Origin of the sequence: Variovorax paradoxus, from assembly GCF_009498455.1 — a bacterium.
Classification (GTDB): Bacteria; Pseudomonadota; Gammaproteobacteria; order Burkholderiales; family Burkholderiaceae_C; genus Variovorax; species Variovorax paradoxus_H.
Map to the genome: position 1 here is coordinate 2453594 of NZ_CP045644.1, position 13114 is coordinate 2466707.

10 protein-coding genes and 1 tRNA gene are annotated in these 13114 nt (G+C 69.3%); 8 read left to right on the forward strand and 3 right to left on the reverse strand.

Going from position 1 to position 13114, the window contains the following annotated elements; all coding sequences use genetic code 11:
* Positions 1-11: 11 nt before the first annotated feature.
* From GFK26_RS11225 to GFK26_RS11245, 5 genes are all read left to right on the forward strand, one after another.
* Positions 12-998 (forward strand): OmpA family protein, encoded by a 987-nt coding sequence (locus GFK26_RS11225; protein ID WP_228121970.1) that lies wholly within the window; start codon positions 12-14, stop codon positions 996-998.
* A 371-nt stretch (positions 999-1369) separates the two neighbouring features.
* Positions 1370-3586, forward strand: a complete 2217-nt coding sequence (locus GFK26_RS11230) for a type I secretion system permease/ATPase (protein WP_153282039.1) — start codon at positions 1370-1372, stop codon at positions 3584-3586.
* A 29-nt stretch (positions 3587-3615) separates the two neighbouring features.
* On the forward strand, positions 3616-4932 hold the full coding sequence (locus GFK26_RS11235) for an HlyD family type I secretion periplasmic adaptor subunit (protein WP_153282040.1): 1317 nt from the start codon (positions 3616-3618) through the stop codon (positions 4930-4932).
* A 24-nt stretch (positions 4933-4956) separates the two neighbouring features.
* Complete coding sequence (locus GFK26_RS11240) at positions 4957-6471, forward strand: TolC family protein (protein WP_153282041.1); 1515 nt, start codon at positions 4957-4959, stop codon at positions 6469-6471.
* A gap of 232 nt (positions 6472-6703) precedes the next feature.
* Positions 6704-7444 carry a hypothetical protein gene (locus GFK26_RS11245; protein ID WP_153282042.1) on the forward strand — a complete coding sequence of 247 codons (741 nt, stop codon included), beginning with the start codon at positions 6704-6706 and terminating at the stop codon, positions 7442-7444.
* A gap of 85 nt (positions 7445-7529) precedes the next feature.
* Here GFK26_RS11245 and GFK26_RS11250 read toward each other — a convergent pair.
* A tRNA-Met gene (locus GFK26_RS11250) sits at positions 7530-7606 on the reverse strand.
* 169 nt (positions 7607-7775) lie between these two features.
* Between GFK26_RS11250 and GFK26_RS11255 the strand changes: the two genes are divergently transcribed.
* A complete protein-coding gene (locus tag GFK26_RS11255) occupies positions 7776-8450 on the forward strand; it encodes a sigma-70 family RNA polymerase sigma factor (RefSeq protein ID WP_153282043.1) in 675 nt (224 codons plus the stop codon).
* On the forward strand, positions 8447-9664 hold the full coding sequence (locus GFK26_RS11260; protein ID WP_153282044.1) for a hypothetical protein: 1218 nt from the start codon (positions 8447-8449) through the stop codon (positions 9662-9664). The genes GFK26_RS11255 and GFK26_RS11260 overlap by 4 nt, the downstream gene beginning before the upstream one ends.
* Before the next feature lie 45 nt (positions 9665-9709).
* Here the strand turns inward: GFK26_RS11260 and GFK26_RS11265 are convergent, their stop codons facing one another.
* The gene (locus tag GFK26_RS11265; RefSeq protein ID WP_099792965.1) at positions 9710-10489 is read right to left on the reverse strand and encodes an enoyl-CoA hydratase; all 780 of its coding nucleotides are present in this window, start codon (positions 10487-10489) and stop codon (positions 9710-9712) included.
* Between the two features lie 133 nt (positions 10490-10622).
* Between GFK26_RS11265 and GFK26_RS11270 the strand changes: the two genes are divergently transcribed.
* The gene (locus GFK26_RS11270) at positions 10623-11231 is read left to right on the forward strand and encodes a DUF2325 domain-containing protein (protein ID WP_153282045.1); all 609 of its coding nucleotides are present in this window, start codon (positions 10623-10625) and stop codon (positions 11229-11231) included.
* Between the two features lie 10 nt (positions 11232-11241).
* Here GFK26_RS11270 and GFK26_RS11275 read toward each other — a convergent pair whose 3' ends face one another.
* Complete coding sequence (locus GFK26_RS11275; RefSeq protein WP_153282046.1) at positions 11242-13110, reverse strand: M61 family metallopeptidase; 1869 nt, start codon at positions 13108-13110, stop codon at positions 11242-11244.
* Positions 13111-13114 lie beyond the last annotated feature (4 nt).

Here is a 13114-nt window from a genome sequence, read left to right on the forward strand (position 1 = left end):
AGCTATTCATGATGTCTTCTTTGTCCCCTTCCAATTTTTCCGGCCGCGGCGTTCGCGCCGCCGCACTCGTGGCACTGGGCCTGCTGGCCGCGATCGCTGCCGAGGCTCAGCAACAGCAGCAGCAGCAGCAGCCCCCGTCGCAGAAGCAGCCGTCCGCCGCCCGTGCGGGCGCGGCCTACCGCGCAGTGCCCGCCGCGGCGCCCGACCAGGCGCAGGTGATCTTCTTTCGCAGCGCGAGCACCTCGGCATCGGGCAACCGCCCGGGCGCGGCGCACGTGTACATCGACGGTGAATTCCACGCAGCGCTGCTGCCCAACAGCTTCACGCGCCTGTGCGTGGCTGCGGGCAATCACTCGGTCGAGGCCTACATCGGCGACGCGCCCACGTACGAAGGCAAGTCGCAGCCGCGCACGCGCGCCGACCTGGAAGGCGGCAAGACGGTGTTCGTGGCCGTGTCGGAGCAGGACGGCTCGGGCTCGCCCGTGCCCTTCCGTCGCGCCGATGCCGAGCGCATGCTGTCGGGCGCGCGCGAGCAGCGCCACGTGATCAGCCGCGCGAGCGCCGTGCAGCCGTGCCGCGGCGTGGTGGCAGAAGCGCCGCCCGTCGAGAAGGCCCGCTACACGCTCAACACGGACACGCTGTTTGCGTTCGGCCGCGCCGACCTCGCCGCGATGACCGCCAAGGGCCGCACGGCGCTGGCCGAAGTGGCGACGCAGATCCGCGCGAACTCGCTGGACGGCGTGACGCGCATCGCGGTGCGCGGCCATGCCGACCCGATCGGCACGGCGCCCGAGAACCTGCGCCTGTCGGAGCTGCGTGCGCAGACGGTGAGCCGCGTGCTGGCCGACGAAGGCCTGCCGGCGGACCGCATCGCGGCCGAAGGCATGGGCAGCCGCGAGACGGTGGTGTCGTGCGCGGCCAGCCGTTCGCGCGACGCACGCATTGCCTGCAACGCACCGAACCGCCGCGTCGAGGTGGTGGTGCAGGGCGTGAAGTAAGCCGACCTGCCGGCGGCCCCGGGGCCGCGCGGTTCGCAGGGTGTGGAACTTTGCCGCGCAACGGCAGGGACCACGCCCTTTCGGGCGTGCAGGGGCCGCAATTTCGGACGAGTCCGATGGATTGTTCAGGGGCTCATTTGTAAAGTCCTTGGCATGGGAACGGCGCGTGCCGCCGGCTCCCGGCTTCGAGATCCCCAGCCGCTGCAACGGCGCATGAGGGGACTCCTGCGAATTCCATTTCAGTGCCATGCAGGTCCGATGCCCCAGGGGCAGGGACGGGTGTTGCCCTGAGGTTTCAAGGCACACCACCCCGGCATCGCGGCCTTGCCGCAATGCCGCATGCATCACAACGAGCAAAAAGGAAGAACGACATGGCTGCAGTGATCGCGCAGGACGCACCTGGCAAAGCACCCCCCCCGACGGACATGGTGGCGGAAGAGCGCGACACCTTGCTGCGCGCCGTGCACTGGCTGTGCGCGCACCACGGCCGCACGCTGAGCGAGGCCGCGCTGCAGGCCGGGCTGCCGCGCGACGTGCGGCTGTCGCCCACGCTGGCGGTGCGCATCCTGGAGCAGGCGGGCATCGGCGCGGGCTGGGTCAAGCGCGACGTGGGCGACCTGCTGTCGTACCTGTTCCCCGTGGTGGCGCTGCGCAAGGAAGGCGGCGCCTGCGTGATCACCGGCCGCAAGGGCCAGGGCGACAAGGCCCTGTACGACGTGATCCTGCCGGAAGCCGGCACGGGCACGATGACGCTCAATGCGACCGAGATGAACGCGCTGTACGGCGGCCATGCGCTGCTGTCCAAGCCGCATGCGCAGCTGGACGACCGCGCGGGCCCGGAGGCCGAAGAGTCCGAAGGGCACTGGCTGTTCTCCACGCTGTGGCGCTACCGGCGCTACTACGCGAGCGCCGCGCTGGCGGCGCTGCTGATCAACATCCTCACGCTGGCCAGCACCTTCTTCACGATGAACGTGTACGACCGCGTGGTGCCCAACCAGGCCTACGTGACGCTGTGGTCGCTGGCCATCGGCGTGGTGTTCGCGATGGTGTTCGAGTTCAGCGCGCGCCACGTGCGTTCGCACCTGGTGGACGTGGCGGGCAAGAAGGCCGACCTCATCCTGGGCTCGATGCTGTTCCGCAAGCTGCTGGCCACGCGCATGGAGCACAAGCCGCAGTCGTCGGGTTCGGCGGCCAACCAGCTGCGCGAGTTCGAGTCGGTGCGCGACTTCGTGACCTCGGCGACCATTTCGACGCTGTCGGACCTGCCGTTCTGCCTGCTGTTCGTGGGCATCATCTTCATGATCGGCGGGCCGCTGGCGCTGGTGCCGCTGCTGTCGATCCCGCTCATCATCCTCATCAGCGTGGCCATCCAGTGGCCGCTGGCCAAGGTGATGCAGGAGAACCTGCGCGAGGGCTCGCTCAAGCAGGGCCTGCTCATCGAATCCATCGAAGGCATCGAATCGCTCAAGGCCGCGCGCGGCGAGGGCGTCATGCAGCAGAAGTGGGAAAACTTCAGCGCGCTCGCGTCGACCAGTTCGATGAAGTCGCGCAAGCTCTCGAGCATGGCGGTGAACCTCGTCACGCTGATCCAGCAGGTGCAGACCGTGGTGATCGTGGTGTGGGGCGTGTACCTCATCCACGCGGGCGAATTCACGATGGGCGCGCTGTTCGGCACCGTGATCCTGGCCGGGCGCTCGACCTCGCCGCTGGCGGCGGTGGTCGGCCTGGCGGTGCGCTACCAGCAGGCCAAGACGGCGCTGACCTCGCTCAACCAGGTGATGGCCAAGCCGGCCGACCGCATGGCCGAGCGACGCTACCTCGCGAAGCCGGTGTTCAAGGGCGACGTGACGCTCAAGAAGATCAACTTTGCGTACCCCGCGCCGCCGATGCAGCCGGCACCGCCGGTGCTGCAGGACGTGAGCCTGACGATCAAGGCCGGCGAACGCATCGCCATTCTGGGCAACATCGGTTGCGGCAAGTCGACGCTGCTGCGCGTGATGGCCGCGATGTACCAGCCCGGTGCCGGGCAGGTGCTGCTCGACGGTGTCGACGTGGGCCAGATCGACCCCGCCGACGTGCGTGCCGCCGTGGGCCTGCTGAGCCAGGACGCGCGCCTGTTCCACGGCACGCTGCGCGACAACGTGACCATCGGCTACCCGGCGGCCACCACGGAGGAGTTTCTGCACGTGGCGCGCATCACCGGCATCGATTCGATTGCGGCGCGCCATCCGCGCGGCTACGACATGCCGATCGGCGAAGGCGGCCACGGCCTCTCGGGCGGGCAACGCCAGCTGGTGGCGCTGGCGCGCTGCCTGCTGCTGCGCCCGCGCATCCTGCTGATGGACGAGCCCACGAGCTCGATGGACCTGCAGACCGAACACGAATTCCTGCGCCGCATGGCGCACGTCACCCAGGGCCAGACGCTCGTGGTGGCCACGCACCGGTTGTCGGTGCTCGACCTGGTCGACCGCATCGTCGTGATGGACGGCGACGGCAAGGTGTTCCTGGACGGACCCAAGGACACGGTGCTGGCGCGGTTGCGCGGCGCGGCCAGCAATGAACCGAACGAACAAGCGGTGCCCGCGTGAGCGCGCAACCGATGCAAGGAAACGATGTCATGAACACGAATGAAACCACCGCGCAACCCGTTCCCGGTCCGGCCTTGCCGGCGAAAGTGTCGGCTCCCGCGGCAAAGCTGCCCGCCAAGCGCGCGGGCCCCACGGGACAGCCGCGCCAGGAAGACTCGCCCTTCGTGAAGGACCTGCGCGAGGCGATGCTGGTGCAGAAGACGCCCGGCAGCCTGGTGGTGCTGTACCTGATCGCGGCGATCCTCGTGGTCGGCGGCGTGTGGGCGCACTTTGCCAAGGTGGAAGAGATCACGCAGGGCGAAGGCCGCGTGATTCCGGCCAGTCGCGAACAGATCATTCAAAGCCTGGAAGGCGGCATCCTCGAAGCGATGAACGTGCACGAAGGCGACGTGGTCGAGCGCGGGCAGATCCTGCTCGAGATTGACGCGACGCGCGCCGGTGCCTCGTACCGCGAAGGGCTGTCGAAGGTGCAGGCATTGAAAGGCGCGATTGCCCGCCTGCGCGCCGAGGCCTATGCACAGCCGCTGGTGTTTCCGCCGGACGTGCAGGGCGTGGACTCGATCGTGCGCGACGAGACGCAGGCCTACAACGCGCGCCGCCAGACGCTGAACGAAAGCGTGGGCGCGCTGAACCGCAGCCTGCAGCTGGCCGAGCGCGAGATCTCGCTGTCGGAGCCGCTGTCGGCACGGGGCCTGATGTCCGAAGTGGAAGTGCTGCGCATGAAGCGCCAGTCCAACGAGTTCCGCCTGCAGATCGCCGAGCGCCAGAACAAGTACCGCGCCGAGGCCAACGCCGAGCTCACGCGCTTCGAGGGCGAACTGGCGCAGGCCAAGGAGAACATGGGCGCGCGCGAAGACGTGGTCAAGCGCACCACCATCAAGGCGCCCGTGAAGGGCACCGTGAAGAACATCCGCGCCAACACCATCGGCGGCGTGATCCAGCAGGGCGCGGACATCATGGAGATCGTGCCGCTGGAAGACCAGCTGCTGATCGAAGCCAAGATCAAGCCGTCGGACGTGGCGTTCATTCGCCCGATGCTGCCGGCCACGGTGAAGATCTCGGCCTACGACTACGGCATCTACGGCGGCCTCACCGGCACGGTGGAGCACCTGAGCCCCGACACGCTGCGCGACGACGAGAAGGCGCGCCAGGGCGCACGCGGCGACACGTCGTACTACCGGTTGCTGGTGCGTACGGACAAAGCCTCATTGAGCGCGGGCGACAAAGAGTTCCCAATCATTCCCGGCATGACCGCCACGGTCGAGATCCGCACGGGCGAGAAATCAGTTCTGAGTTACTTGCTGAAGCCGGTGCTCAAGGCCCGCGAAGCGTTTCGCGAGCGATAAGCCAAGAGGGCAGGAGTTGAAATCATGAAGACGAAATCCATGCAATCGGGCGTGTGTGCCCTGCTGTCGGCGTCGATGCTGATGAGCGTCGGGTTGAGCGCGGCGCACGCGTCGGACGACGGCGCCCCCGCGCTGAAGGTGGCGCGCCGCCTGGCCGCACCGCCGGCCACGGCCCCCGTGCCGTTGGCGAACCTGCCGGCGGCCGTGGCGCCGATGGCCTTCGCGCCTGCGCCCGCGCCGCTCGTCGCGTCGTCGCCCGCACCGTTCCAGATGCGCAAGGTGGCGGCGTCCGCGTCGGCGCTCGGGCTGTCGGCCGACGCCGGCGAGCGACTGCGTGCCTACCTCGACGAGACGGTGCGCAAGGCGCTCGAGCTCAGCGCCGAGGCGCGCGAGGCCAATGCCAACTGGAAGGCCGCCGAGTACGACATCGACCAGGCCAAGGGCCAGCGCTGGCCGCAGGTGCAGGTGGGCGTGTCGTCGCCGACCGCGACCTTCGGCAGCGGTGCCAACAGCAACAGCGGCACGCGCAGCGCGGCCGGCAACCTGTCGGTCACCACGCCGGTGTACGACTGGGGCCGCCTGAGCGCCACCATCGACAGCCGCACCGAGACCTCGAAGGCGGCCTACCAGGCGGCGCAGCAGGTGCGCCAGAAGATCGCCTACGACACGGTGTCGGCGCTGCTCGAACAGCGGCGCCACCAGGCGGCGCTCGAGGCCAGCCAGGGCTATGTGAAGCGCATGGAAGAGCTGGTCGACATGCTCAGCCAGATCGTGCAGAGCGACCGCGGCCGCGCCAGCGAACTCACGCAGGCGCGCGCACGCCGGCTGCAGGCCGTGACCGGCCGCGACGCCATCACGGCCAAGCTGCGCGAAGTGCAGGTGACGCTCGTGAAGCTGGTCGGCGAAGAGGTGCAATGGCCGGCCGACCTGGCGTGGGAAATCCGCCCGGTCGCGCTGCAGGACGCACTGGTGGCGGGCGCGGAGCATCCGGCCATGCAGCAGGCGCGGGCCGAGGCCAAGGCCGCCGGCCTGTACGCGGAGTCGGTGAAGGCGGGTCGCCTGCCGCAGCTGAACTGGGTGGTCGGCAAGAGCACGCAGGAAGATTCGCTGGGCAACAAGCAGCCGTGGTCCACGGGCCTGTCGTTGCAGTGGAACGCGTTCCAGGGCGGCTCGGGCCGGGCGTCGGAACGCGCGGCGTTCGAGCGCGCGGCGGCCGGCGAAGAAAAAGCCGAGGCCTCGGCACGCGACCTGGCCTACCGGCTGCGCACGTCTGCAGAGCAGCGCGACGCGTCGGCGAGCCGGGCCGGCGAGTACACCGAGTTGATCCAGGAAACCGATCGCGTGCGCAAGATCTTCTACGAGCAGTGGTACCACCTGGGCAAGCGCACGCTGCTCGACGTGCTCACGGCCGAAAGCGACCACTACAACAACCAGTCGGCGCAGGTGACGACCCGCTTCGACGCCGAAGCGGCCGACCTGCGCATGCGCGCCGACTCGGCCATGCTGCTGGACTGGCTGCGCGGCGCAAAGGTGCTCTGAGGGCCGCGAACAGCGGCGCTTTTCAGCCCAGGCCTATGTACGGACGCGGCGCACTTTTCTAGGATGGGTTCGCGCCCTGGTTGTTTCGCTCGGCCTGCATGCGGGGCAGCTTCGCTTCATTCATTCCTTTGAGCATTTCCAGAACCATGCAGGACCTGATCCCCGAGGTCGCGAACCGCGACCTGAGCCTGCGCAGGCCTTGTCCCGCAGGCGTCGTTTCCGTGGTGCTCGGATGAGGCACGCCTTCTCTTCCCCGGCACCGGCGGCCCGGCGCATCGGCGTGCTCGGCCGTGCTGTGCGCGAGCGCGAGTACGCGCGGCGCGTGCTGCGCGGGCTGGGCATCGCGCCCTGGGTGTTCACCAGCGTCGAGGAACTGGCGGCGCTGGGCGACGACGTGGCGCGCCTGAACCTGCTGTTCCTGGGCGACCCGCCCATGCTGCACCGCGAAGGCGGCGTGCCCGAGCCCGAGGTGCTGTCGTCGCTCGGGAACAAGGTCGTGCTGCTGACCGATGCCGCGCCCGAGCCGCCGCCGACGCGGCACCTGCGCGGGCGTCCGCCCATCGCGGCCGCGTCGTTCGATGATTTCCATCGCATCGTGTGGCACGCGTTGAAGGCGCGGGGCCTGGCCTGCGCGCCGCAGACGCCGCTCGCGTGGGGCGCCTACAGCTTCGATCCGGTGGACCGCCGCGCCACCTTTCCGGGCCAGGTGCAGCGGCTCGATCCGGTGACCTTCGACCTGGCGCTGGAGTTCTTCTTCAACCCGGGGCAGGTGCTCAAGATCCCGCGGTTGCGCAAGATGATGAACCCGGTGCGCGGTGCGACGAGGTTCTGGGGCAACGAGATCATCGGCACGCTGACGGACGTGGCGGACGCGTTGCAACTGCACGGCGCCCACGGCTGGCAGCTGACGCATTGCGAGCCCGAGGCCTTTCGGCTCGACCGGGTGCCGATGGGCAACGGGCCGGGTGGCTGACGGTGCATCGGGACAAGAAAAAAGCCCTAAGTCGTTGAAAACTTAGGGCTTTTTTGACTTCTCCACCGAGGCGGGGAAGTGGTGTTGGTGGCTCTTCACGGATTCGAACCGCGGACCTGTGGATTATGATTCCATCGCTCTAACCGACTGAGCTAAAGAGCCGTTCAGTACAAAACTGCACCGAAGCCCAAAATTATAGCCCAGGCTTTGGGCCGAGTTCAACACCCGGCGTTTTCAGGTCGATTTTTCTGCATCCGAATCCTCCGGATCGCACCCCGACTTAACCCCGATCGCCTCACTGAGCCGTACAAGCCCGGGTGACAATCCTTCGATGTCTGCGCTGCCCCGCGCCCCTTCCTCTGCTGCCTCCGCCGCCCTTGCGCGCGACGCCATGCCCGACGATCAGTTGATGCTGGCCTACGCCCACGGCGATGCCGCTGCCTTCGACGTGCTCTATGCGCGCCACGAAGGCGGCCTGTTCCGCTTCGTCAAGCGCCTGCTCGGCGCGCGGCTGGTGGCGCAGGCCGACGAGGTGTTCCAGGACACCTGGGTGCGGATCATCTCGGCGCGCGACAGTTTTTCGCCGCAGGGCGCCACGTGGCGCACCTGGGCCTTCACCATCGCGCACAACCTCGCGATGGACCGCCTGCGCGTGAGCGGGCGCGAGGTGACGCTCGATGGCCACGCGACCGACGACGATGGCGACCCGGTGCCCGCGCTGGACCGCGGCGTGCACGGTGCCACTGACCTGTCGGCGCATCCGTCGGCCGAAGAGCTCGCGTTCTGGCGCGCCGCCGGTCGCCGGCTGCTGGTCTGTCTCGACGAACTGCCGGCCGAGCAGCGCGCGGCTTTTCTCTTGCACCATGAAGACGGCCTGACCGTCGATGCGCTCGCGGCCAAGCTGGAGATCGGCTTCGAGACCGTGCGCAGCCGCCTGCGCTACGGGCTGCAGAAGCTGCGTGGCTGCATGGAACGCTACCTGTCGGTGCTGGAGCAGCGGGCATGAGCACCGGCATGGACGACGACCTGCACGACCCGCGGCTGCGTCGCGCGCTGGACCACGCGCCCGACCGCGACGCGATGCCCGCGGCCCACACGCGCGAGGCGATCTTGAAGATGGCGCACAACCTTGCTGCTGTTTCCGCGCCGGCGGCCGGCCATGTGGCTGAAGCCGCGCCGTGGTGGCGACGCCTGTTCGGCGGCGGCAGTCCCCGCTCGCGCATGCCGTGGAATGCGGCCTTCGCGACCGTGCTCGTGGCGACCTTCGTGACCGTGTTGTGGCATCGGGAGCCGGTGCCCGAGGCCGGGCTCGATGGCGAGGCGCAAGTGGCCGGGGCGCCCGCGCCGGCATCGGCACCGCCTGCGCAAACGGCCGAGGCGCCGGCAGCCGCGCCTGCTGCTGAACCGGCCGCAACGGCGGACATGACGCCGCCCGCTGCGCCACGCAGCGACGCGGCGCGCGATGCGAAAGAGACCTCGAAGCAGCGGGAGACGCAGGAAGCACGAGATGCCTCACGGCGGCGCGAAGCCCCTCCTGCTGCGGAGGCGTCGATTCAGAAAGACGAAGAGCGGATGCTGGAAAAAGCGGCACCCGCGGCCCCGGTGGTACCAGCCCCGGCGCCCGCGGCACCGGCGATTGCGTCGGCGCCCATGCCGGCGCCTCCCATGGCCGATGTCGGCCAGAGTCCTGCGCCCTATGCCGCCGCACCGCCGGCACCGGCCGCAGCGCCTGCAGCACCGATGCAGCGCGAGTCCGCAGAAACGACGTCATCGCTCGCCGCACAAGGCGGTGCCAGCGCGAACGTCGCAGGCATGCAGCGCCGCGCTGCACCCGCGTCCGCACCGGCCGCAGCCAAGGCCGCCGCACCACGCGCGGCGGCAGAGGCCGTCACGAGCAGCGGCTTTACCGCACTGGACCGCTGGACCACCCTCGACATCACGCGCGCCGGCACCACCACGCGCCAGACGCGCGGCGACACCGAAGGCCTCGCGGCGCTGGTGAACACAGTGGCGCGCGCGGCCACCGTGTCGGGCGGGGAATTGGGTGCGCCGGTCGAGGCGCGCATCGAACTGCGGCGCGACGGCGCGTTGCTGGCCGTGCTCGAGATCGCGGGCGATCAGGTGCGGTGGACGCCGCAGCCGGGCGGCCCTGCATCCATCGGTACGCCGCCGGCACAGGCGCTCGACGCGCTGCGCACGGCGGTCTCGCGGACCCGCTGACGGCGACCGTTGCAGTCGCTGTCGCCGGGCCCGCGATTCAGCGGATCAGGCGTTCTTGAAGTCCGGGGCCCGCTTGTTCAGGAAAGCGTCCATGCCTTCCTTCTGGTCCTGCGTGGCGAACAGCGCGTGGAACAGGCGGCGTTCGAACATCACGCCGTCGCTCAGGCCGCTCTCGAAGGCGCGGTTGACCGATTCCTTGGCGGCCATCACTGCGATCTGCGAGTAGCCCGCGATGATCAGCGCGGCGCCCAGCGCTTCGTCGGCCAGTTTCTCGAAGGGCACCACGCGGCTCACGAGGCCCGCGCGCTCGGCTTCGGCGGCGTCCATCATGCGGGCGGTGAGCGCCATGTCCATGGCCTTGCTCTTGCCCACTGCGCGCGGCAGGCGCTGCGTGCCGCCGGCGCCGGGGATCACGCCGATCTTGATTTCGGGCTGGCCGAACTTGGCGTTGTCGGCCGCGATGATGAAGTCGCACATCATCGCCAGCTCGCAGCCGCCGCCCAGTGCGAAGCCGCTCACGGCCGCAATCACGGGCTTGCGGATCGAGCGGATGGTTTCCCAGTTGCGCGTGATGTAGTCGCCCTTGTACGTGTCGATGAAGCTGTACTTGGCCATCGCCGCGATGTCGGCGCCGGCCGCAAAGGCGCGCTCGCTGCCCGTGAGGATGATGCAGCCGATGGCGTCGTCGGCGTCGAAGGCCTTGAGCGCCTGGCCCAGCTCGGTCATCAGCGCGTCGTTCAGCGCATTGAGGGCCTTGGGGCGGTTGAGGGTGACGATGCCGACCTTGCCTGCTTCGGTCCGCACTTCGATGTTTTCGTAGCTCATGGTGTCTCTGTCTCCGGGGGAGGTGGGGGAAAAAACGCGTTCCACTATACCGAGCATGGCCTCGGGCCCGCTGACGCGCGGGTGTTTCATTTGAGAATTGTTCTCATCTAGAATGGCCGCCATGGACTTCCCGATGCAAGAACATGCCGTGCTGCTGCGGGCCTATGCCCGGGCACAGGAGCGTTGCTCGCGCCTGCTGATCGAGCAGGCCGCCCGGGTCGAGCGGCTCGAGGCGCAGATCGTGCGGCTGCGCGGTGCGCTGATGGCGCGCGACTCGGCGATTGCCATCGTGCGCGAAGAGCTGGCGGCGCGCGCGGCCGTGGGCAGCGCCTTGCCCCAGCGCCTGCACGCGCTGCTGGCGCCGGGCGGCCGGCGCCACCATGCGCTGCCGCCGGGGCCGGAGGTGCCGGCCGATCTGCGTGCCAAGTCGGTGCTGTGCGTCGGCCGTTCGGAAGCGGCGCAAGAGGCGCCTTCGCTGGCGCGTCAATTGGTCGAGATTGCCGGCGGCCGTTACCTGCACCACGACGGCGGCGACGAGGCCGACGACCCCGCGGCGCTCGAAGCCGGCCTGCGCGCCGCCGACCTCGTGATCTGCCAGACCGGCTGCGTGAGCCACGGCGCCTACTGGCGCGTGCAGGACCACTGTCGTCGCACCGGCAAGCCCTGCGTGCTGGTGGGCGAGCCGCAGCCGATGCTGTTCGTGCGGCCGCCGCTCGCGGCGGCCGTCGATCACTCCGCCTGAACGGAAGAAATTACGGCTTGGCTGCGAGCCAGGCCGAGACCTTGGCCGCGTCGTGCGAGAACAGCCGCCACGTGGTCGACCCCGTCGGCAGCGCGAGCGGCAGGCGCAGCAGCCGGCGGTCGCGCGAGACGAGGGCGGTGCACTTCGCGGCACTGCCGAGGTACAGCGCCAGGTCGTCGAGCTTCGTCAGGCGCCAAGCTTGCGCGGGCTGCGACGCGCCCTTGCCGCGACCACCGACGGCCGGCAGCTCGATGCCCAGCCATTCGTCGTTGGCCGAGAAGCCGGCCTTTTCGGCGGCGCCGCCGCGCAGCACCACCTTGATCTGCACGCTGCCGCCGGTTTCGGCCACGCGCAGGCCGAGCGCCTGCGCGGGCTGCGAGGGGTCGTCGAGCGTGGCCACGCCGTGGGCGCGCAGCAGGTCGGCCAGCGGGAGTTCGTCGGTCGAATGCACCCAGCGTGCGAGTTCCGGCGCGTACGAGCGTCCGCCCACGGCTTCGAGCGCGGCCGCGATGTCGGCCTCGCTGATCGGGCCGCCGCTGCTGTGCGTCCAGAGGTGGCGCATCACGTCGTCGAGCGTGCCCTTGCCTTCATGGCGCAGCGTGAGGTCGAAGCACAGCGCCACCAGCGCGCCCTTGGTGTAGTAGCTGACGGTGCTGTTGGGCGTCTGCTCGTCCTGGCGGTAGTACTTGACCCAGGCGTCGAAGCTCGCGTCGGCCACCGGCTGCACGAGCCGGCCGGGCGTCTGCAGCACCTGGTTGATGGTCTTGTTGAGCAGCCGCAGGTAGGCGGCGTCGTCGATGCGGCCGGCGCGGCGCAGCAGCAGGTCGTCGTAGTAGCTCGTGAAGCCCTCGAAGAACCACAGCAGCTGCGTGTAGTTTTCCTGGCTGTAGTCGTAGTGCGCGAACTCCGCCGGGCGCATGCGTTTGACGTTCCAGGTGTGGAAGTACTCGTGGCTGATGAGGCCCAGCAGCGTGGTGTAGCCCTCGGGCTGCTTCTTCTTTTCGCCGCGCTGCGGCAGGTCGCGGCGGTTGCAGATGAGCGCGGTGGAGTGGCGGTGCTCGAGCCCGCCGTAGCCGTCGTCCACCGCGTTGAGCATGAACACGTAGCGGTCGATCGGCAGCTTGGGGCCGCCGCGCTTGCCGGCCTTGTCGCCGTGCCAGAAGCGGATCTCGGCCTCGCAGATGGCCTGCGTGTCGGCGATGAGGCGCTCGCCGTCGAACGAGGCCGCGGCGCCTGCGATCACGAAGCGGTGCGGCACGCCGCAGGCTTCGAATTCGGCGCTCCAGAAGGCCCCCATCTCGACCGGGCTGTCGGCCAGTTCGTCGTAGCCGGCGGCGCGGTAGCTGCCGAAGCCGTGCTTGTCGGCCTTGGTCGGCACGAGCGCGGTGGCGCACGACCAGCGTGCGGCGTCTGTCGGCAGCGTGGGTGGCACGATTTCGAGCGCGTGCGGCGCCTCGGTCTGGCCTTCGACGCGCAGGCAGACGCTGGTGCCGTTGAAGAAGCCGCGCGTGGCATCGAGCCATGCGGTGCGCACCGAGTTGTCGTAGGCGCAGACCTGGTAGTGCAGCACCAGCGGCTGGCCCGGCACGCAGTCGATCTGCCAGCTGCACTTGTCGAGCTGCGTCAGCACCGGCTTGCGACGGCCCTGCGTGGCGCGCAGGCCTTGCAGGTTCTTGGCGAACTCGCGCACGAGGTAGCTGCCCGGAATCCACACCGGCAGCGCCACGCGCTGCTGCGCGGTGGGCGCGGCGATGGTCAGCGTGACGGCGAACAGGCGGGCATGAAGGTCCGCGCACTCGACGCGGCAATGCACGGCGGCAGGGGCGGTTGCAGCAGCGCCCGCGCGCCGGGAAGCAGAAGTCGTCGAGGTCGTCGCCATTGGA

What these genes read in the sequence shown, in the direction of transcription:
- GFK26_RS11225 (WP_228121970.1), top strand. Translation starts at nt 12, where the DNA reads ATGTCTTCTTTGTCCCCTTCCAATTTTTCCGGCCGCGGCGTTCGCGCC.
- GFK26_RS11230 (WP_153282039.1), top strand. Translation starts at nt 1,370, where the DNA reads ATGGCTGCAGTGATCGCGCAGGACGCACCTGGCAAAGCACCCCCCCCG.
- GFK26_RS11235 (WP_153282040.1), top strand. Translation starts at nt 3,616, where the DNA reads ATGAACACGAATGAAACCACCGCGCAACCCGTTCCCGGTCCGGCCTTG.
- GFK26_RS11240 (WP_153282041.1), top strand. Translation starts at nt 4,957, where the DNA reads ATGAAGACGAAATCCATGCAATCGGGCGTGTGTGCCCTGCTGTCGGCG.
- GFK26_RS11245 (WP_153282042.1), top strand. Translation starts at nt 6,704, where the DNA reads ATGAGGCACGCCTTCTCTTCCCCGGCACCGGCGGCCCGGCGCATCGGC.
- GFK26_RS11255 (WP_153282043.1), top strand. Translation starts at nt 7,776, where the DNA reads ATGTCTGCGCTGCCCCGCGCCCCTTCCTCTGCTGCCTCCGCCGCCCTT.
- GFK26_RS11260 (WP_153282044.1), top strand. Translation starts at nt 8,447, where the DNA reads ATGAGCACCGGCATGGACGACGACCTGCACGACCCGCGGCTGCGTCGC.
- GFK26_RS11265 (WP_099792965.1), bottom strand. Translation starts at nt 10,489, where the DNA reads ATGAGCTACGAAAACATCGAAGTGCGGACCGAAGCAGGCAAGGTCGGC.
- GFK26_RS11270 (WP_153282045.1), top strand. Translation starts at nt 10,623, where the DNA reads ATGCAAGAACATGCCGTGCTGCTGCGGGCCTATGCCCGGGCACAGGAG.
- GFK26_RS11275 (WP_153282046.1), bottom strand. Translation starts at nt 13,110, where the DNA reads ATGGCGACGACCTCGACGACTTCTGCTTCCCGGCGCGCGGGCGCTGCT.